This window comes from Dolichospermum circinale AWQC131C (assembly GCF_000426905.1).
Taxonomy (GTDB): domain Bacteria; phylum Cyanobacteriota; class Cyanobacteriia; order Cyanobacteriales; family Nostocaceae; genus Dolichospermum; species Dolichospermum circinale.
In genome coordinates this window covers 40,193-61,207 of record NZ_KE384613.1, presented here as the reverse complement: position 1 = coordinate 61,207, position 21,015 = coordinate 40,193, and the positions used below count along the sequence as shown (strand labels likewise).

The following is a 21,015-nucleotide window of genomic DNA, read 5'->3' as shown; positions in this document are numbered from 1 at the left end:
TGGTAAATTTGGCTTTTCTGTACAAAAGCAAATTTGGCTGGAGTTGGGAGGCAAGTTAGATGGTGAACCTGACTATATAACCGACTATGATACTTATGTAAAGTTAAGTGAGCGCGTTGGTTGGAGAAAAAATGATGCTTGGCTCAGTTACGATAGTTACACTTTTAGTACAAATGCACTACCTGGACACCTGCCCGGTTTTGGGGAAGTGGTGGTGGGGGTTGTGGTAGTGAGTGAAGTGTATTACTCTTTTCTCTTCTCTAGACTATAACCCATAAGCGTTATACAAGATTATAAGTATTTCTTATCAAAAGATAAACAACCTATTTATTAGGCTTTGGCGATTTCATTGTTAGGCAGTTTGTAGTATACCTGTAGTAAATTTGTAGTTTGGGGTTGAGGTACAAAACCCAACATAAACGTCGGGTTGCGCTGTTGCTTAACCCGACCTACAAAAAATAGTCTGTAGGTTGGGTTGAGGTACGAAACCCAACATGAACGTCGGGTTACGCTGTCCCTTAACCCGACCTACAAAAAATAGTCTGTAGGTTGGGTTGAAGCATGAAACCCAACATGAGCGTCGGGTTGCGCTGTCGCTTAACCCGACCTACAAAAAATAGTCTGTAGGTTGGGTATGACTCTTGTTAAAGCAAATCAAAGACACTACCAGAAAGGAGACATTACCCGTCGGGGTATGGCCTTAGCTCTTGACTTTTTGATTGTATGGTTTCTCAGTTCTATCGTCAGAAATAATCAAATCGGTGTACAATTTGCCCAAATCTTTGTTTTTATTTTTGCTTGGCTAATTTTTCGCGTTGTCATAGTTTACAATAATCAGGGACAAAGTTTAGGACGTTGGGCATTTGATTTAAAACTGCTAGAAGTCGTAAATGGGGAAATAGTGAATAGAATCCCCCAATTTCAGACGTTATTGCTGCGAGAAGGGATTATTTGCTTTTCTAGCTTATTATTATCCATTTTCTTGGCTAATATCATCCTCAATCCCGCTGCTATTGTGTTATTGCTTCCCCTAATCATTGACGGCGGCGCTGCTTTATCTGATACTCAAATGCGTCAGTCCTTCCATGACCGCTTTTTTCGGACTATCATAGTTTCCTCCCAACGTGGTTATTCTTTAGATCTAAAAATTAAAAGACTGGTTGAAAAATTTCAGCGAAATGTGAGATAATGGCAATTTGTGTTAATTATCTCCAGGCTTTACAGTTTGTAAGTTTATGGCTAAGAGTAAAGGTGCGCGTATAATAGTGACACTAGAATGCACCGAGTGTCGAACAAATCCAGATAAACGTTCCCCTGGCGTATCCCGCTATACCAGCACTAAAAACCGTCGGAACACAACCAACCGTTTAGAACTGAAAAAGTTCTGTACCCACTGCAACAAACACACAGTTCATAAGGAAATTAAGTAAGAATGAGTTACTATCGTCGTCGTCTTTCCCCCATTAAACCAGGGGAAGTCATTGATTATAAGGATGTAGATTTGTTGCGGAAGTTTCTCACCGAACGGGGTAAAATACTACCTCGGAGAATTACTGGGTTGACCTGTCAGCAACAACGGGCGCTGACTCTAGCTATTAAACGGGCCCGGATTGTGGCTTTGTTACCTTTCATTAACGCCGAAGGTTAAAAAGATTTTGGATTTTGGATTTTGGAAGATTATCCAAGAAAAGTGGCGGTTGCATGGATATTGCGCGGTTACTTTCAGTCCAAAATCTAAAATTTAACAATTAATTAAAATTAATGGGATAATGGGCAGAAAAGGATTAGATACTGGCTATTTAATCCTGAATCTCCAGTCTAAAAATCTAAAAATATTAGAGTGCGACAGTTGTGGATAAGGGGACGTTAGTTGAATTTAGGGTTCAAAGCGATCGCCGTCTGGGGGTGGTAGATCGTCCAGATGGGAAAACTCGTTGGTTTGTAGTAGATGAACGTGGTCAATCCCACAGCCTCGCACCGCGTCAATTTACTTACACAGTGAGCGGACAAATGTATAAACCAGGGGAAATTCCTGAGTTTTTAAATCAAGTCCAGCCTTATCTAGATCCGTCGAGTTTGGAAGTAGCATGGGAACTACTCATTGAAGATGGGGAAACTGTCACCCCTGACCAAATGGCGAATCTACTGTTTTCGGAATCAGCCCCTCCCCAGTGTTATGCAGCCCATTGTTTGCTATCAGAGGATAAACTCTATTTTAAGCAAAAAGGGGAGGCTTACGAACCACGTAGCGCAGCCCAGGTAGCAGAACGCAAGCACCAGATCGCTGTAGAATCACAAAAAGCAAAGGGACAGCAGGAATTTTTAGCCCGTGTAGAACAGGCACTTCAGGGCGAAGTGGTAGAATGGCAAAGAATAGATCGCCAGCGTTTAGAAGCATTAGAAAAGTATGCAACTCTGCTGGCAGATGTGATCACGCTGAAGGTAAATTACGACTCTTTAGCCCGTGCTTGTCCGCCTCCAACCTCAGTATTAGAAACTATGAATATGCTGGGACGTTCTGCTACGCCCCAAGGTGCTTTTCAACTGTTGATAGATTTGGGTTGGTGGGGTCCCCATGAGAACCTGTTCCTACGCCGTTCATCAATTTCTGTTCAATTTCCGCATAAGGTATTAGAAGTGGCGCAAGAACGTTTGGATTTCCCTAGCACAGATTTAGACACAAACCGTCTCGATCTGACTCATCTCAAGGTATACACCATTGATGACGAAAGCACTACGGAAATAGACGATGGTTTGAGTTGGGAGGTATTACCAGATGGAAGAGAACGGTTGTGGGTACATATAGCCGATCCTACCAGGTTGTTAGTGCCAGATGATGAATTAGATTTGGAAGCAAGAAAACGGGGGAGTACGGTTTATTTACCTACGGGGATGATTCCCATGTTTCCAGAGGTGTTAGCTACAGGTCCCATGAGTTTGGTACAGGGGAAAGTCTGTTGCGCTCTCAGCTTTGGGGTGATTTTAGATCAAGTTGGGTCTGTAGAAGATTATTGTATACATACTGGTTTAATTAAGCCTACCTATCGTCTCACCTATGAAGATGTAGATGAGATGTTGCAATTGGGAGTACAAGCAGAACCAGAAATTGAAGCGATCGCTAATTGGGCAAAAATACGCAAAAATTGGCGTTATGGTCAAGGGGCTATTAGTATCAATATGCCAGAAGCGATGATCAAAGTCAAGGACGATGATATAAATATTGATATATTAGATGATTCCTTGTCCAGGCAACTAGTAGCAGAAATGATGATTCTGGCTGGAGAAGTAGCAGCCCGTTATGGTCAAACCCATAATATCCCTCTCCCTTTTCGCGGTCAACCCCAACCGGAATTACCTCCAGAGGAGGAATTACTGCAATTACCAGCGGGCTTTGTCCGTTCCTGTGCTATGCGTCGCTGTATGCCTAAGAGCGAAATGAGTATTACACCTGTGCGTCATGCGGGCTTAGGTTTAGATACTTATACACAAGCTACTTCTCCTATTCGCCGTTATAGCGACTTACTGACTCATTTCCAATTGAAAGCACATTTACGCGGTGAAGGTTTACCATTCTCTGCGGAACAACTCAAAGAAGTGATGATGACAGTCAGCAGCGCCACCCAAGAAGCAACGATGGTAGAACGACAAACTAATAGATATTATGCTTTAGAATATTTACGTCGTCATCCTGAAGAAGTTTGGCAGGTGACAGTATTGATGTGGTTGCGTGAAGATAGTAATTTAGCACTAATTTTATTAGAAGATCTAGGTTTACAATTGCCTATGTCCTTCCGGCGTTCTGTCAGTTTGGGAGAGAATTTATTAGTAAAAGTTAGTTTGGCTGACCCGCAAAAAGATTTGATTCATTTCCAGGAGATTATGTATCAAGAAGCCCAATCAATTATAAATTAATTAGCGATTGACCTAAAGTCCACCCAGGTGGACTTTGTTTTTGTAGTAGCGAATTAAGTAGGTTAACATAATAAAACCAAACTTTATCAAGAAACGTAAAATCGCTGAAAACTTCTTTACTCTTGCCTCTTTACTCTTGCCTTAAATGCAAAATCCATGGACAGACGATCTTTTTTATTAGGTACAACTACTTTAGCACTTTCGCAAATCATAATTGGGTGCGAGACAAAGCAAGCACCTCTGAATGTACAGCTATTAAAAAACTCCATTCCCGGTCAGGTAGTTAATCAGTTTCGCAAGACCGTAGAGTCAGGGGGAAAATTGAAATTTACCCCAATTGATCAGATTGAGGAATTATTTAAATTATTACAAACTTGGCAAAAACCACCAACTAATAAAAATCAAAAATCATTGCCAGCAAATCTGGTAACATTGGGAGATTATTGGTTACCAGCAGCAATTAATCAGAAATTGATTGAACCCTTATCAACAGGAAAGATCGAAAATTTAGCTAAACTAGATGAAAAATGGCAACAATTAGTTAAGCATGATCAGGAAGGGAAAATTTGGGGTATTCCTTACCGCTGGGGAAATACAGTCATTGTTTATAATCAAGAAAAATTTGAAAAGTTAGGATGGAAACCGAGAGATTGGAGTGATTTATGGCGTAGTGAATTAGAAAATCGGATATCTTTACTTAATCATCCGCGAGAAGTAATTGGTTTAGTGTTGAAGAAATTAGGAAAATCTTATAATACCGAAAATATTAATCAAATCTCCTCCTTAGAATCAGAATTACAAGCATTAAATAAACAAGTTAAATTTTATGATTCTACAAACTATTTAGAACCATTAATTATTGGGGATACTTGGTTAGCAGTAGGATGGTCAAATGATATCATCCCCATGATCAGTCGTTATCAAAAATTTACCGCAGTTGTTCCCCAGTCAGGAACAGCAATTTGGGCAGATTTATGGGTAAGTCCTACAGGAGTTAGTAATGATACTCTAGCATATAAATGGCTAGATTTTTGTTTGCAACCGAATACATCTAAGCAAATTGCTTTACTAACTAAAAGCAATTCTCCCGTTGACAATAATATTCCCATCAGAGACATCCAGAAGCCCCTACAGAACTTGTTATTGAATAATTCAGAAGTTTTTGCCAAAAGTGAATTTTTACTTCCCTTGCGTCCTGAAGTAACACAAAAGTATGAAGATTTATTTATGAAGATGAAAAAATCGTAATTTTAGAAAGAGGGACGCAAACCAAATTTGCTTTGATTATTCATCTGAATACTACAGGAAACGGGAGTTTGAGTAAAATTACAGGTATAAGCTGCTAAAAATTCTTTTTGATAGTCAAAAACTCGAATATTGTAACCAGACTTACTAGTTAAACCCCCCAAACGATTGACAAAAACATACTGTTCTAAATAATCTAATAAAATCCAAACTGGCTGATTAACAATTACATCTACTCGTGGGGGTTCAGATTGAGAAGCAGGGTAAACTATCCAATTATCCAAAAGTTTGTTTTCCGAGTTTTTCTGAAACCACCATAAACTAGGAATTGTCAATTCTTGGGGATGAATAGTTTTAGACGTGATGATATTATCTTTTGGTTGGGTGAGTAAATCCAATTCTAAAGGTGCTTGAGAAGGTAAAGGGATATTTTGGGATTTTGATGGAAGAATAGGGAAAAAGCAAGAAGTAGTAAAAGTGAGAATTGCTAATAATAGCTGGGGTTTTTTGTGGGTAAATAAATTATCTTTATTCATATATTTTCTGTTGGTGTTGAGAGTAAGTAATCTTTGAAAGACAGAATTTGCTAATTTTACACAATGTTGAATTGAAAAATTAAGCTGCTGATTTTTGTTTATTTTAGGACTTACGCACAAGTTGCTAAAAACGAACCACGCCAGAACACAGAGAACACAAAGGAATGAGAGTTTGAGAGGGTTTTTATATTTAACGTTTGTGGTTTATTACCACTTAAGAGTTCTCTAAAAATAAAAAACTTTGTACCTCACGAGTATGGGAACTACTATCAATTTCGGGAATGTTTACTTGTGTTCTTTCTGCTATTTTATAGGCTAATTTTTTAAAATCATCATAAACATTTCTGACTACTTTAGTATGAGCGCCAATGGCACCATCAGCAGGTTTTAAGTAAAACATAGGTTTATGAGCTTCCTGAGCCATTGGCATCAAACTTTGGTAGTTTTTAAGTAAGGCTAAACAATTGGGATCATTTTCGATAGAAATTAGATTTTCACCGGGCTGATCTAAAACATCTTCTCTGTAAACTGTGGGAATACGAGCAATCCAACGTTCATAAGCTTTGACTGGACGATCTAATCTAACTGAATGTTGTAAAACAATGTAGCCAACAGATTGCATTGTTCCTTGGGGAAGTTGTAAATCTTTTGCTAAACTTTTTTTCCCTGAAGAATTTGTTTTAGATAATCTTTCTTCCCAATCTGTACGCCAAGTTCTTAATGTAGGTCCAAGGTTACGCAGTCCTTGGAGAGAAAATAAATCTGGTGCTAGGGGAACAACAATATAATCAGCAGCAATTAAGGCTGCACGATTTATTGCTCCTAAATTTGGTCCCAAATCCATCAATATTACATTTGCTTGGTGTTTAACGGCTGTTAGTTGTAAAATTCTCCAAAAAGCAGAAATTACCCGGAAAGCTCTTTCTTGTCCACCTCCACCAAGACAATTAGGCCACTGTGCTGAAAGCTCATCTTCAAAACCAGCAAGTGCTAAATCTCCAACTAAAAGAGCTAAGTTTTCATATTCTTGGATATATTCTAAATGTGGATTATCAATATCACCAGTACCTTTTAATAAAGGTTGCACACAATCAAAAACAGTTGTTGGTTCACTATTTCCTAACCAAATTTGTTCCAAGCGTTCCTCATCTAAAAAAGCGGTAGTAAGGTTAGCTTGGGGATCTAAATCAGCAGCAACTACTCGCAGTCCTAAATCTTGATACATCCATGCTAAATGATAGACTAAGGAAGTTTTACCGACTCCTCCCTTATTATTAAAGAAAGCAATAATCTTTGCACTCATAATTTTTTCTTCAGTGTTACCAAAACATGGGCATCTTCTACAGTAAATTTCAGAGGTGGATTACCATTTTTTAGAAGTTGCTGACGAGCAAGTTCAATTCCTAAACCAAATCGCTGCACATAACCAAGATTTTTCATGGCTTCAGCTAGGTGGGGATTACGATAATCAGTTATCCCTGGTTGACCAAAGTTTTGCCGATTTACTTGACCAAAGGGACCTCCAGGATTTTGAATTTCAATGCGGTCATTAAACCAGGTAATTCTGACTGGTGCATTTGTCCCTTCATAGGTACGGTGCATGACTGCATTTCTTCCTAATTGTTGTAAGGCAACTATGGGATAATCAGGTTGTTGTAATTCAATTGGTTGGGCTGTAATGTCAGTAGCAACAGATATATTAACTTGAAAAATTTCGTCTAGCATTCGCAACAAATCTGGCAGCGCACCACCAATTTCTTTTTGGTCTTTAATTGGTTCTGTTAATTCAGTGCCATCAATGCGGAGAAATTGAATATAGGCACAGGGAATGAATTGTCTAGGGTCATTCCCAATAACTAATACACCCAAAATAGTTGGTTTAGCTAAAGCATCAATTGTGGCAAACCGCATTGATTTGAGTTGTTGTTCAACTGAACGTTGATTTTCTTGCAAAACATCATTTGCTAAAGATGAGGGTAAATAAACTCGACGAAAAATTTCTAAATCAAGATCATCTAAACTAGCTGATGTTAAAGCACGTAAATCAAAAGGTAAGTCTTTTGAACGTCTTTTTTCAGCTAAACGACGTTCTTCTTCTGCTGTTGCAGTAGCTCTGCGGGGACCTACTCTAATCCAAACTCGTCCCTTAAAACGTAAAGGTGGAGCATCTGATGGTTCGACAATTACAACTGCTAATTCACAACCATTAATATTGCGTTTTTGAACAATCATGGTTGGAAAAGGTAAGATGTTGCCATCATCTCGCATACCTGAAAGTGTCAGCAGAAGTTTATCATCTATGGTCAGGTTCGCACAAGTTCCATTATCATTAACACCAATAAATAAAACTCCTGGTTTTTGATGGTTGGGTAAATCATTAGCAAATGCACAAATGGCTTCACAAAGTTTACCTCTATCGGATATTGAAGCCTTACGTTCCACTCGGTCTGATTCCATATCGTTGAGGAGAATTTCTAACTCCTGGTCATTCATTCATTTTCTCCTCATTCACAAATTGTCACTTTTTTATACTGCATTAATATGATAACCTCCTTTCTTCGCGCCTCTGGGTGAGAAAAAAATTACTCCATTGCTGGATATTGAGCTAACACCTGCCGTAAATATTCCCCAGTATAAGAACGGGAATTTTGCGCCACATCTTCGGGCGTTCCCGCAGCAATTATTTCTCCTCCTTTATCCCCTCCTTCTGGTCCTAAATCTATGACCCAATCTGAACAACGAATCACATCTAAATTATGTTCAATGACTAAAATTGAATTTCCTTTATCTACTAGTCTTTGTAAAACGTCTAACAATTTGTGAACATCATAAAAGGATAAGCCTGTGGTTGGTTCATCTATTAAATATAAGGTTTTTCCGGTCGCGCGTCGAGATAGTTCTGTCGCTAATTTCACCCGCTGCGCTTCTCCACCAGATAAGGTTGTGGCTGGTTGTCCTAATTGGACATAACCTAAACCAACATCTACTAATGTTTGTAATCTCGTTACGGCTTTGGGAATGTTTTGACAAAAATCTAATGCTTCTTCAACGGTCATCTTCAAAACATCAGAAATTGATTTATCTTTATATTTAACTTGCAGGGTTTCTCGGTTATATCTCGCACCTTTGCAAATTTCACATTGTACATAAACGTCAGGTAAAAAGTTCATTTCAATGACATTTACACCCTGTCCACTACAAGCTTCACAACGTCCACCTTTGACATTAAAGGAAAATTGTCCAGCTTTATAACCTCTGGTTTTCGCTTCTACAGTTTGGGAAAAAACATCACGAATAATATCGAAAACTCCGGTATAGGTTGCGGGGTTAGAACGGGGAGTTCTCCCTATGGGTGATTGGTCAATGACAATGGCTTTATCAACACAGTTTAAACCTTTGATCTCGTCTATATCTTTAGGTGCGGGGGATTTTTTGAGTAAATGATGTTGTAATGCTGGATAAAGTAATTCATTAATTAAGGTAGATTTTCCTGAACCAGAAACACCGGTAACAGAAACTAGTTTTCCCAAGGGAATTTCTACATCTACATTTTGTAAGTTATTGCGACGCGCATTTTTAATAGTTAAGGCTCGGCCATTTCCTTCTCTTCTTTTGGCGGGAGTATTTATGACTCTTTTTCCTGATAAATAAGCCCCAGTTAAGGATTTTTCTGCATTGAGTAAATTCTCTAAATTTCCTTGAGAAATAATGTGTCCTCCATGAATTCCCGCCCCAGGACCAATATCAACTATATAATCAGCCGCGCGGATAGTTTCTTCGTCATGTTCGACAACTATTAAGGTATTTCCTAAGTCCCGTAATTTGGTTAAGGTTTTTAGTAATCTGGCGTTATCTCTTTGATGTAAACCGATACTTGGTTCATCTAAAACGTATAAAACTCCTGTTAGTCCTGAACCAATTTGTGTCGCTAAACGAATGCGTTGAGCTTCTCCACCTGATAATGTCATGGCGGGACGATCTAAGGTGAGGTAATCTAAGCCAACATCTAATAAAAATTGTAATCTAGCTTTGATTTCTCTCAGAACTAAATCAGCTATTTGACTTTGGCGATCGCTCAATTTTAATTTTTCTATTCTTTCTCGACATTCCCGAATGGAAACGGTAGTAAAATCTAAAATTCCATATTGTCCCAATTTCACAGCTAAGGCTTCGGGTTTTAATCTTTTCCCTCCACAAACTTCACAAGGTTGATCAATTAAATATTCTTCTAATTTCTGTTTAATTAACTCTGTTCCCCCTTCATATTGTCTTTGTAAAATGGGAATTACACCTTTAAAAATTTGCTTTTTCTCCGTTGGATTTTTCGGTTCTTCTTCTCCATACAAGACAATTTTTTGCTGTTCTACTGTCAATTTCCCCCATTGAGTTTGTAACTCAAAGCCATAATTCAACCCCACAGCATACAATAATTCTAAATAATAGGAATTTTCCTTTTCTGACCAAGGAGCGATCGCCGCATACATAGGCGAATTTTCATTAGGTACAACCAACTCCGGGGAAAATCTTCTTAAAGTCCCAATCCCATGACAATGGGGACAAGCGCCATAGGGTGAATTAAAAGAAAACAACCGTGGGGATAACTCTTCCATTACCGCACCATGTTCGGGACAAGCAAAGTTTTCTGAAAATACCATTTCTTCTTCTTTGTCCGTTGTCAGTTGTCCATTGTCAGTTGTTTCTTCATTGCTATTGACCACTGACGACTGACTAATGACAATTTTAGCAATTCCGTTAGATTGCTTGAGACAAGTGGCTAGAGAATCTACCAACCGCTCTTGAATACCATCTTTTTTAACTAATCTGTCAATAACCAGTTCTATAGTATGTGTACTATTTTTATCTAACTCGATCAAATCAGATAACTCTCGCACCTCCCCGTTTATCCGCAAACGAGCGAAACCTTGGGAAGCTAAACCAGAAATTAATTTGCGGTGAGTTCCTTTTTTTCCGCGGACTACAGGGGCTAAAATTTGGAAGCGGGTGCGGTCGGGAAGTTCCATAATGCGATCGCACATCTGGTCAATGGTTTGAGGCGCAATAGAGTGATCACAAAGGGGACAATGAGGTTCACCCGCTCGACCATATAACAATCGCAAATAATCATAAATTTCCGTTACTGTTCCCACTGTGGAACGGGGATTATGGGAAGTTGATTTTTGGTCAATGGAAATTGCGGGACTTAAACCCTCAATTGCTTCTACATCAGGTTTATCCAATTGTCCCAAAAATTGGCGAGCATAGGCGCTTAGGGATTCCACATAACGACGTTGACCCTCCGCAAAGATGGTATCAAAGGCCAAGGAGGATTTACCCGAACCAGAAACCCCAGTAAAAACAATCAAACGATCACGGGGTAATTCCAAATCAATATTTTTCAGATTATGCTGTCTAGCACCCCGAATGCGGATAGTATTTTGGCTATGATCAGGGGATGGAAGCAGATCATTTAAAAAAGCGGCTAGATTTTCTGACATATTGACAGGCTAGGGAAAGTTACACATTGAAACAATCCTTAATAATACTATCTTTCCCTGGTTTATGGTAAAATCTAATTTTGGTTTCCTTTTACCTATTACCAATTATCTGTCCCAACCAACTAATGATTTCACCATTAACCACATCGGGAACTTCATCATGGGGACAATGGCCAGCACCAGGAACCGGGACAATTTTCACATCTTTACCATCTTTTTGTGCTAGTCTATAAACATCCGCTCCTGTAATTGGTGTCCAAGGATCTTCCTCACCCCAAATTACTAATAAAGGCCATTCTAACTTAGGTAATAACGAACTAGGACTAGGTCCAGGGGGTGCGGTGAGAATCGCCGCAAAAACAGCTTGCGCTCCTGGGTCACAAGATGGTATATAGAGTAAATCTACAAGTTCATCGGTTACAGCGTTGCGATCGCGGTACACTTGATATAATGTCCGTCTAATTTGTGATTTTTGGCGAATACGGTTAAAAACAAATTTACCCGTCACTGGGTTAGCTACTAACTTGTTAAAAGTCGCCATAAAAACCCGCAGCAGTGGGTTTAATTCCTGGGGACGGTGACTTAAACCACCAGCGGAGTTAATTAACACGCCTCCCGCCGCAATTTCAGGGTATTCTGTTAAAATAATTAAACTTAAAAGTGCGCCAATGGAATTACCAATAAATATCGCCGGTGTCTGAATATGTTTATTGTGAAAATCTTTTAATAATTCTGCCCACAATTCCATGGTATAATCTACCTTGGCTTTATCAGAACCCCCAAACCCCAACAAATCTAAAGCAAACACCTGATAACCAGCCGCAGCCAGAACCGGGATATTTTTCCGCCAATGGCCAATGGAAGCACCAAAACCATGAATAAGTACCAATGGTTGGCCTGTACCCATAACTGTATATTGAACTTTATAATTTCGCCAAGTCCAAACTTGTTTTTCTAATGTCTGTAAATGTTGGGTTGTAATTGTCATTTGTCAAAATTTTAGTGTAAATTTCTGGTTTAATTTATTATCTATGATGATCAATTGTCAATTATCATTGGATAATTGTAGCTTGGGTAAAGCAACAGCGAAACCCAACAAGGTCGTGAAGATGTTGATATTGAGTTTTGTTCCTCAAACAAACCTAGACAATTTAATGTTTGTGCCTTAAACTTGACAGTGTTTACTTGTAATTACCAATTATCATTAGTTTACTTGCCAGGTGTGAGCTAAAATATCATGAATCCCATTAAATTAACTTATTGCTGTAAACTAGTTATTACAACTGTTTCTATTGTCGCATTATCGCCAATATCTTCCGCATTAGCATTATCAAAACTGTCCTATTTAGATACACCAAATTTCAGTCAGTTTTCACAAAAGCAAGTTTTAGCAGATAAATCTGACGGTAAAGCAGTCGGAGTTGCTGTTGCTAACAGTTCTTCTCCAGAGAGAAAACCAGCATTCACACTTTATATCTGGCAACCAGGTGGTACAATCTCAGAGGTAACAGCCCGTATTTCCATCAAAAGTAAATATGGTGACAAATATCGCCAAGAGAGATTTTTAGGCGATTATAGATATAGAATGAAGCAAAAGGCTAATTTTGTCAAGGGGTTTAAATCAGGGGATATTATAGTCGTTCGTTTATATGATACCACAAATCGCTTGATTGGTTACAGTGAATTTGCCATTTTACCAGAAAATACTGCGGTCAACCTCGTTTTATCAGCTAACCCCATAGTAGATCAAGTAGTTCGTACTTTTTATGGCACTGATGCTAACAATGATAGCATTGTTGATGATGATAGTACCAAATACGACTATTTCATCCAACTTAATAACCAAAAAGTTACTTTTCTGAGTAGTTCGGAAAATATAAGTATTACTCAATATCAAGCAGCGGGGTTTTCTCAAATTCCTACAGCTAGTGCTTATCCTATATCCCTGAGTGATGTTGTTGGTAAATCTATCAACATCTTTGATTCTAACTTAGCACAAGCCTTAACAGTCCCTCCGGGGAAGATAACACAGTTAATTCCAATTCAGGAAAATTCCAGTTTTGAACTGGGAGAACTGTTAAGTAAATATCGGCAAATAGGTGTAGCAAAAAATATTAAAGTTTCATTTTCTGATATTTCCAAGGACTATTGGGCTAAAGAATATATTAGCGAATTGGCCGCAATGGAAATAATTGGTGGCTTTCCTGATGGTTCTTTTCGTCCTAACGCAGCGGTAACTCGTGGAGAATTAGCTGTTTTGTTGCAAAAAGTGTTTATGAAAAGTAAAATCCGTAAAGCGGTAGCTTTTAAAGATATTCCGCCGCGACATTGGGCTTATAATGCGATTCGAGAGAGTTATGAAATGGGCTTTTTTAACACATTGGGTAGTAAAAAATTCAACCCTACTCAAAAGCTGACTCGTTTAGATATTTTAATCACCTTAGCCAAAGGACTGAATTATCAATTTACTGGTTCTCCAGAAAATATTCTTTCAGTTTATAGTGATGCCTCTACCCTGAAAGGGGAACACCGTAATTTTATCGCTAGTTTAACACAAAATGGTGTAATTGTCAACTATCCAAATATAAGATTGTTGAATACTAAAAAAATTGCCACTAGGGCAGATGTATGTGCATTACTATATAGAGCAATGGTTGTTAATGGTGAAGTAGTAGATTTTCCCTCCAAATACAATGTGAAAATCACAAGATAAGTAGGTTGGCGTTAAAAATTGTCGTTATGACAAGGGAACAGGGAACAGGGAACATTACTTTTTGTTACTTATGTCGTTTTTTTCCGTTCACCTACTTAGAATGTGAGAAAATAGGGGAAACAATGGGTTTTTGATGATATTTTTGTTTCGCGCAAAGGAAGAAATAGAATGTTTCTTCCTTATTGTATTGTATCAACCAGTATTTCTCATTCCTGCTGCAATACCGTTAATGGTTAATAATGCACCTCTGAGTAATTCTCCTTTGCTGTAACGAGAGTGAATTACACCAGTTGTAGGTGCATTTTTCGACTGACGTAGGCGTTTTAGGAGGGAAACTTGGATAAATCCTAAAGGGACAATTGTACCATTTCTTAATTGTACAGAACGTTGTAAAATTGGATCACCATCTAAGAGTTTTTCGTGTCCGGTGATTTTTAAAACTAAATCTCTAGTCAGGAAAAATTCCCGAGAAATTTGTTCAAAAACATTCTCAAATCTAGTTTTATCTTCAGGGTTAGATAATTCATTGACATAATGACGTGCCATTTCCATGTCCACTTTTGCTAAAGTCATTTCTGCTTTGGAAATCACCATTTTAAAGAATGGCCACTTGAGGTAAAAATAGCGCAGTAATTTCAAATGTTGTTCTGGTTCTTCGTCCAGAAATTTTTGTAAAGCTGTACCAATTCCATACCAAGAAGGTAATAAGAAGCGGGTTTGTGTCCAACTAAATACCCATGGGATAGCTCGTAAACTGCTTAAATCTTTTTTACCAGATGGACGACGGGCCGGACGAGAACTAATTTGTAATTGGCTGATTTCTTCTATGGGTGTAACCTGGTGAAAGAAATCAATAAAATCAGGTTGCTCATAAATTAGGTTACGATAGTGCTGACGAGAAGCATGAGCTAATTCTTCCATGATCTCATTCCAAGGTTCAATATCATCAAACCCTGTCCCCAATAAACTCGCTTGAATTACTGCTGTGGTGATAGTCTCTAAGTGATATAAGGCTAAATCTAATAAGGAGTATTTAGAAGCTAATACTTCCCCTTGTTCGGTGATTTTGATTCGGCCGCTAATACTGTTACCCGGTTGGGCTAAAATTGCTTCATAAGCAGGACCGCCACCGCGACCTACAGACCCCCCGCGTCCGTGGAAAATCCGCAGATTTACACGATAACTTTCAGCAATTTTCTGGAGTGATTTTTGGGCTTTATGAATTTCCCAGTTACTACTTAAAAAACCAGAGTCTTTATTACTATCAGAATACCCTAGCATTACCTCCTGTAAGTTAGGACTGAGTGTAGCAATAGATGGATTTGTTTGTGCTTCTGTATTGTTAATTGCAGCGTAGCCTCCAGCCAGCATAGCACGATACAAAGGCAGTTCAAACAGTTGTCGCATTACACGTCTGGAACGTTGTAAATCTTCTACGGTTTCAAATAGAGGCACAACGCGAATTGTCCCCACCGCAAGTACAGGGTCAAATAAGGTTGATTCTTTGGCTAATAGTAAAACTTCTAGTACGTCGCTGACTTCACGGCACATACTAATAATATAAGTTTGACAGATATTGATACCAAATTCCTGTTGCAGCGATCGCAAAATGCGGAAGGTTTGAATAACATCATTGGTTTTTTCGGAAAATGGTAATTCAGCGGGAATCAATGGTCTACGAGTTTGCAATTCTGCGGTTAACCAAGCTATTCTCTGTTCTTCGGATAATTCATGGTAAGATTGCGGTAAAAGCTGCAAATATTCCAGAATTTCATTAATTGCGTCAGCATGACGAGAAGATTCTTGACGAATATCTAATTGTGTGAGATTAAAGTCAAATATTTCTACTTGACAAATCAGATTTTCTAACTCTCGACAACTTAAACCTGTTTCCCGCAAGTTGCGTTGAATTAATAACAATTCCGCTAAAAATTCTGTACCGGACCGGTACATAGGTGCATCTTCATTTTGCGGCGTTTCTCGATTATATAAGGCTAGATTTCGATCTCGTGTATTTTCTAGTCTTTTCAGTATATAAGATAACTTTAAACGATAAGGCTCTTGACGAAACCTTAAAGCTAAAGAGTCATAAACGCTACTTAACTGTGATTGATCTAACTCCAGAGATTCCAGTAAATCTGGCAATACATCACTCCACTGCATAGACACGCTCAGTAATGTTACCAACTCTTTCACAGATTTAATATACCGCTCTAAAACCATTTTCCGTTGATAACAGGCGGTTTTCCATGTTACTTCTGGTGTCACAGAGGGATTACCATCTCGGTCTGAACCTACCCAAGAACCAAAGGAGCAGAAATTTGTCCCTGGTGGTTGTAACCAGGGAAAAGTTTCCTCTAGGGAGTATTTAAAGCGTTTATATAATTGTGTAATCCCATCAAATAAAACCTCTTGAAAGTAGTGAAGGGCATAGTCTACTTCATCTAAAACCGTCGGTTTGAACTGATGCAACTCATCCGTACGCCACCAGAGACGAATTTCTTCCAGTAACCTCTCTTTGATTTCTGCTGTTTCCCAAGGATAACTACCAGCATGACTTATGCTATCATCCATTTTTTGTAGAAGATGTACCACCTGACGCTGTTTATCTCGGATAGTATGACGGACAATTTCTGTCGGGTGTGCGGTGAAAACCAAGCGGATATCCAGTTGAGAAATGAGACGTTGAATTTGTTGTGGGGGAACATTCAACTGAAATAATAGGGGAAATAAAGCCGCAAAACTGCCTTTTTGCTGAGTTTCCGGTGTCATTAAATCGCTACCTACTTCTTTCGTAATCAGTACATCTTCCTCCCGTTGGTTAGTAGTATAAATGATACTGGGAAAAAGTTTTTGTTCAGGTTGAATTGCATAGCGGGTTAATTGCTGTTTTTGCTCGTATTCCTGCTCAATAATATTAATTAGCTGAAAATAGAGCGCAAAAGCACGGGCAGCGCGAATAGCCTCATTGATATTCAATTGTTCAATCAATTCTACAGCTGAGGCGGCTTGGTGATGTGTGGCTTGTCCTTCCGGGGAACAGAGATTCCGCAGTTGACGTAATAAATCTACCATTTCCTGACCACATTCTTGCCGGAGAACCGTTTCCCACAATTCCTCTACTACTTGTAGACGGTGACGTAAGAATAATTCCGAGTGTAGCACCGGAGAATCAATATTTTCAGCTTTCATACTTTTGATCATACTCATAAGATACTCAAAATGTCTAATCTACCTTGTTTTGAGTATCCAATATTAAGCTGTTAGCTTTTTTAGGAACTACTCACAGGTTAATTTTACTTTTAACTGCTTTTCGTTTATTTTCAATCGGAAGAGGTAATTTGAATAAACCACTTCGCTAAATGCCTACTCATCATTTTAAGACAAAGTTCGCCTGCACTCAACAGCAAACAGGAGAAAAGCTATTTTCAGAATATTTACCCTGTTGTCATTGACTCAGGCCATGGGAACTAGAATACAATACAGGGAACAGGGAACAGGGAATAGGGAATAGGGAATAGGGAACTCTTAACAGGGAACTATGAAATTCCCAAATTGAACCTTTAAAACTCTTACCTTTGCGTCTTTGCGCCTTTGCGTGAGACTAAAATTCATACCCTGAGTCAGCAACCCCGTTTTTTTATTCATTCACCGGACACCAACAAAGTTAAATTTTTTACCAGTTTATCATCAGCATAATGAACATATCTACCACATTAACAACCCGCTTAGACTTTTATTATCAAGAAATCAAAACAATTATTTTAGCGCGTCAAAATCCCATGACTGGCTTATTACCTGCGAGTACCGCTGTGACTGCTCATGGTGATTATACAGATGCCTGGGTGCGAGATAATGTGTATAGTATATTAGCCGTTTGGGGTTTAGCTTTAGCATATCGCAAAATTGATAGTGATGGTGGCCGCACTTATGAACTAGAACATAGCGTAGTCAAATTAATGCGAGGCTTGTTATTCGCTATGATGCGACAAGCTCATAAAGTAGAGAAATTTAAATATACACAATCTTTATTAGATGGACTTCACGCTAAATACAATACGTCCACAGGTGATATTGTAGTTGGTGATGATGAATGGGGACATTTACAACTTGACGCTACATCTATCTTCTTGTTAATGTTAGCAGAAATGACCGCCAGTGGCTTATCAATTATTTTTACATTAGATGAAGTTAACTTTGTTCAAAATCTAGTTTATTATATTGGCAGAGCTTACCGGACACCAGATTTTGGAATTTGGGAACGGGGTAATAAAATTAATCATGGTAATGCAGAATTAAACGCCAGTTCTTTAGGAATGGCTAAAGCAGCTTTAGAAGCAGTAAATGGACTCAATTTATTTGGTGTTTATGGTAGTCAAGCCTCAGTAATTCACGTTTTACCAGATGAAATTGCGAGAGCAAGAATCACCTTAGAATCATTATTACCCAGAGAATCAGGTTCTAAAGAAATTGATGGGGCGTTATTAAGCATTATTAGTTATCCCGCTTTTGCTGTCAAAGATGATAAATTACGAGAGCGAACCTTTAAAGAAATTGTGAGTAAATTAGCCGGAAAATATGGCTGTAAACGCTTTTTAAGAGATGGACATCAAACAGTTTTAGAAGACACCGAACGTTTACATTATGAACCTGGTGAATTGAAAGAATTTGAACATATTGAATGTGAGTGGCCATTATTTTTCACTTATTTAGTTCTGGATGGTTTATTTCGCGGTGAACAAACACAAGTTGAGAAATATCAACAACTTTTAAAATCACTATTGGTAGAACAAAATGGATTACAGCTATTACCAGAACTATATTATGTTCCTGAAGAAAATATAGAAGCAGAAAAATTAAATCCCCAAACTCAATTAAGATTACCTAACGAAAATATTCCCTTAGTTTGGGCGCAAAGTTTATATTATTTGGGAGAAATGTTAAGCGAGGGTTTAATTTCCTTAGGAGATATTGATCCTTTAGGTAGACATTTAAGCGTAGGAAAAAGCAGAAGTGCCTTAGTACAAATTGCTTTAATAGCCGAAGATGAAGAATTACAAAATCAGTTAGAAATATATGGAATTGAAACCCAAACACCTAAGCAATTAGCACCAATTCAAGTCAGAAAATCTGAAGAACTTTCGCAAATTTATACCCAAATTGGTAGAAATGATCAATTAGGTTTAACAGGTCGTCCCCTGCGAAGACTGAGAAGTTTAACGACATCAAGATTTTTTAAAATTCAAGATCAAACAGTGGTATTTTTACCATCATTTTTAGATTCTCAGCAATTTTATCTAACTCTTGATTATCACTTTTTAGTAGATCAAATTAGAGGAGAATTAGCTTATATTCAAAAATATTGGAGTGATTTAGGTCGTCCGACTTTGACCTTAATGATTACTCGGACAATGCTAGAAACTGGTGCAGAAGCATTATTAGAATTAATGCAAGAACTCAAAGATGGTATTTGTCATGGAGTGCAGGTAAAATTAGGAAAATTAAATCAATTAATGCTGACAGCCGCAATTCAGAAAATTGATTTCTTGTCAGATATAACATTATCTCAATCATCAGTAATTAATCAAAAAATTCGTTGTAATTATCTGACTTCCCATTTAGAAAAAAGTTGGTCTTTGGGACATACTCAAGAATTTCAAATGGAATGCGAAACCAACTTAAATTTATTATTACAATATTTGCGTTCATCGGAAAATATTTATGAGCAGATTGAATTACTGCAAACATTAAGTCGCTTACAGGGTTTAGAATTTAATACAGGTTATGGAGGTCCAAATCATAAAGTCACTGTAGCTGATTTACTGGATGAAGTTTACAACAAAGCCGGCGATTTAGGGATTTGGGCGGTGGTACGACGGGCTGCGGGTTTACGTCAAATGCTTGATATTGGCTTATCAGACGCGGTAACGAGTATTTTGGTACAAGGAAAGCAAATTGCAGTCGGGAGGGCTTATAGTCAGGCTTCTTTAATGGTTGTTCCCATGTCTGCAAATGAAATTGCTGAGAAAATCAATAACTTCTGTCGTGAAGATATCCGCGACCGGGTTTTAACACAAGAAATTCTCATTTATCTTGGTGTTTTAATCAAATCTGAACCAAAATTATTTCGCGGTTTTATCACATTAAGAGTCGGTTATCTGATTCTTTTAATTACTAGCGAAATAGCTAGAGAATTTAATCTCACCCAAGATGAAGCTTATGAAAAATTAATGGAGTTATCACCTTTTGAAGTGAAAATGCGTTTGCGTCAAGTGTTAACTGGATATAGTGGTGTAAGTAATTTATTGCGTCAACAGGAATCATTGCACGTCAAACAAAAAGAAAGTGATATTGCTTGGGTTGTGTTACCTGTAAATAGTGAAGAAATAGAAGTTCCTCCCCATGGTTGGCGCAGATTTCGTCAAGCAGAAGGCGCATTAAATCGTGTACCCAAGAACTTTTTTAAACAAGTTTGGCTATTAATGCAGCATTGCAAAGGTGTAGTCATTGGTGATAAATTAGAACGCCGGAATCGTTTAGAAAGTGAAATTATGCTTTCAGAAATGACCGCAGGAGAAAGAAATTTTGCTTTATTAGTTGAACATTTACTGAATAAAATTGAAGCCCCTGAATATCGCCAAGTCAATGTAGAAGCCCTGATGGAATTGGCTACAATTGTCGCTAATAACCCAAACTTACAAATTGAAGAATATATCGTTTTAGATGTGTTAATCGGTCACGCAGTGCGGTTAGCGTGGTTAGAAAATCATCCCCATCGTCAAGATAATTATGATGAAGATAAAGCTCGTGCCTGGCCATCATTTTATAATAGTTCTCCTCAAGATTGCGCTAATTATATTTTGAAGGCCTTTAGGTTCTTAACGGAGTTTGTAAAAGATGTTTAAACTCAGATTTTCTGCCTAATGCCTAATATTATGGTAGGCTGTTACCCAGAACAGGTTTGACTATATTATATAACATAATATAACTCAGTGAGAGAAAGGATTTGGTTATGGCACGAGATCAAGCTTATCAGGAAGCAGAGGAACGCATTGAAAAGGCACGGCAAGAGGGAGCAATAGTACTCGATCTCAGCAAGATGAAACTCACTGAG

14 protein-coding genes are annotated in these 21,015 nt (G+C 38.2%); 8 read left to right on the top strand and 6 right to left on the bottom strand.

Annotation, left to right across the window (positions count from 1 at the left end):
• From ACIR131C_RS0112080 to ACIR131C_RS0112060, 6 genes are all read left to right on the top strand, one after another.
• The coding region (locus ACIR131C_RS0112080) for a GUN4 domain-containing protein (RefSeq protein WP_028090401.1) at positions 1-271 on the top strand (271 nt) is incomplete at its 5' end.
• Positions 272-634: 363 nt separating this feature from the next.
• Complete coding sequence (locus ACIR131C_RS0112075; protein WP_028090400.1) at positions 635-1,189, top strand: RDD family protein; 555 nt, start codon at positions 635-637, stop codon at positions 1,187-1,189.
• 46 nt (positions 1,190-1,235) lie between these two features.
• Positions 1,236-1,430 carry a 50S ribosomal protein L33 gene (rpmG, locus tag ACIR131C_RS24605; RefSeq protein WP_010998585.1) on the top strand — a complete coding sequence of 65 codons (195 nt, stop codon included), beginning with the start codon at positions 1,236-1,238 and terminating at the stop codon, positions 1,428-1,430.
• Positions 1,431-1,432: 2 nt separating this feature from the next.
• Complete coding sequence (gene rpsR / locus ACIR131C_RS0112070; protein ID WP_028083526.1) at positions 1,433-1,648, top strand: 30S ribosomal protein S18; 216 nt, start codon at positions 1,433-1,435, stop codon at positions 1,646-1,648.
• Between the two features lie 203 nt (positions 1,649-1,851).
• Complete coding sequence (locus tag ACIR131C_RS0112065) at positions 1,852-3,912, top strand: ribonuclease catalytic domain-containing protein (protein ID WP_028090399.1); 2,061 nt, start codon at positions 1,852-1,854, stop codon at positions 3,910-3,912.
• Positions 3,913-4,068: 156 nt separating this feature from the next.
• Entirely contained in the window at positions 4,069-5,160 is a 1,092-nt protein-coding gene (locus ACIR131C_RS0112060; RefSeq protein WP_028090398.1) for an extracellular solute-binding protein, read from the top strand.
• A 2-nt stretch (positions 5,161-5,162) separates the two neighbouring features.
• Here ACIR131C_RS0112060 and ACIR131C_RS0112055 read toward each other — a convergent pair whose 3' ends face one another.
• From ACIR131C_RS0112055 to ACIR131C_RS0112035, 5 genes are all read right to left on the bottom strand, one after another.
• Positions 5,163-5,693, bottom strand: coding sequence for a hypothetical protein (locus ACIR131C_RS0112055; protein ID WP_028090397.1), 531 nt, complete (start codon positions 5,691-5,693; stop codon positions 5,163-5,165).
• 214 nt (positions 5,694-5,907) lie between these two features.
• A complete protein-coding gene (locus ACIR131C_RS0112050; RefSeq protein WP_028090396.1) occupies positions 5,908-6,996 on the bottom strand; it encodes a ParA family protein in 1,089 nt (362 codons plus the stop codon).
• Positions 6,993-8,186, bottom strand: a complete 1,194-nt coding sequence (locus tag ACIR131C_RS0112045; RefSeq protein ID WP_028090395.1) for an ATP-binding protein — start codon at positions 8,184-8,186, stop codon at positions 6,993-6,995. Before ACIR131C_RS0112045 ends, ACIR131C_RS0112050 begins: the two co-directional genes overlap by 4 nt.
• A gap of 89 nt (positions 8,187-8,275) precedes the next feature.
• The gene (gene uvrA, locus ACIR131C_RS0112040; protein WP_028090394.1) at positions 8,276-11,188 is read right to left on the bottom strand and encodes an excinuclease ABC subunit UvrA; all 2,913 of its coding nucleotides are present in this window, start codon (positions 11,186-11,188) and stop codon (positions 8,276-8,278) included.
• Between the two features lie 91 nt (positions 11,189-11,279).
• Positions 11,280-12,176, bottom strand: a complete 897-nt coding sequence (locus tag ACIR131C_RS0112035) for an alpha/beta fold hydrolase (RefSeq protein ID WP_028090393.1) — start codon at positions 12,174-12,176, stop codon at positions 11,280-11,282.
• Between the two features lie 249 nt (positions 12,177-12,425).
• Between ACIR131C_RS0112035 and ACIR131C_RS0112030 the strand changes: the two genes are divergently transcribed.
• Positions 12,426-13,901, top strand: coding sequence for an S-layer homology domain-containing protein (locus ACIR131C_RS0112030; protein ID WP_028090392.1), 1,476 nt, complete (start codon positions 12,426-12,428; stop codon positions 13,899-13,901).
• 192 nt (positions 13,902-14,093) lie between these two features.
• Here ACIR131C_RS0112030 and ppc read toward each other — a convergent pair whose 3' ends face one another.
• Complete coding sequence (gene ppc, locus ACIR131C_RS0112025) at positions 14,094-17,105, bottom strand: phosphoenolpyruvate carboxylase (protein ID WP_051347555.1); 3,012 nt, start codon at positions 17,103-17,105, stop codon at positions 14,094-14,096.
• Positions 17,106-17,599: 494 nt separating this feature from the next.
• Between ppc and ACIR131C_RS0112020 the strand changes: the two genes are divergently transcribed.
• Positions 17,600-20,806: a glycoside hydrolase family 15 protein gene (locus tag ACIR131C_RS0112020; protein ID WP_028090390.1), complete on the top strand. Its 3,207-nt coding sequence runs from the start codon at positions 17,600-17,602 to the stop codon at positions 20,804-20,806.
• Positions 20,807-21,015 lie beyond the last annotated feature (209 nt).

Excerpts from the sequence above, each read along its gene's own strand:
- ACIR131C_RS0112075 (WP_028090400.1), top strand. The coding sequence starts at position 635 with ATGACTCTTGTTAAAGCAAATCAAAGACACTACCAGAAAGGAGACATT.
- rpmG (WP_010998585.1), top strand. The coding sequence starts at position 1,236 with ATGGCTAAGAGTAAAGGTGCGCGTATAATAGTGACACTAGAATGCACC.
- rpsR (WP_028083526.1), top strand. The coding sequence starts at position 1,433 with ATGAGTTACTATCGTCGTCGTCTTTCCCCCATTAAACCAGGGGAAGTC.
- ACIR131C_RS0112060 (WP_028090398.1), top strand. The coding sequence starts at position 4,069 with ATGGACAGACGATCTTTTTTATTAGGTACAACTACTTTAGCACTTTCG.
- ACIR131C_RS0112055 (WP_028090397.1), bottom strand. The coding sequence starts at position 5,693 with ATGAATAAAGATAATTTATTTACCCACAAAAAACCCCAGCTATTATTA.
- ACIR131C_RS0112050 (WP_028090396.1), bottom strand. The coding sequence starts at position 6,996 with ATGAGTGCAAAGATTATTGCTTTCTTTAATAATAAGGGAGGAGTCGGT.
- ACIR131C_RS0112045 (WP_028090395.1), bottom strand. The coding sequence starts at position 8,186 with ATGAATGACCAGGAGTTAGAAATTCTCCTCAACGATATGGAATCAGAC.
- uvrA (WP_028090394.1), bottom strand. The coding sequence starts at position 11,188 with ATGTCAGAAAATCTAGCCGCTTTTTTAAATGATCTGCTTCCATCCCCT.
- ACIR131C_RS0112035 (WP_028090393.1), bottom strand. The coding sequence starts at position 12,176 with ATGACAATTACAACCCAACATTTACAGACATTAGAAAAACAAGTTTGG.
- ACIR131C_RS0112030 (WP_028090392.1), top strand. The coding sequence starts at position 12,426 with ATGAATCCCATTAAATTAACTTATTGCTGTAAACTAGTTATTACAACT.
- ppc (WP_051347555.1), bottom strand. The coding sequence starts at position 17,105 with ATGATCAAAAGTATGAAAGCTGAAAATATTGATTCTCCGGTGCTACAC.
- ACIR131C_RS0112020 (WP_028090390.1), top strand. The coding sequence starts at position 17,600 with ATGAACATATCTACCACATTAACAACCCGCTTAGACTTTTATTATCAA.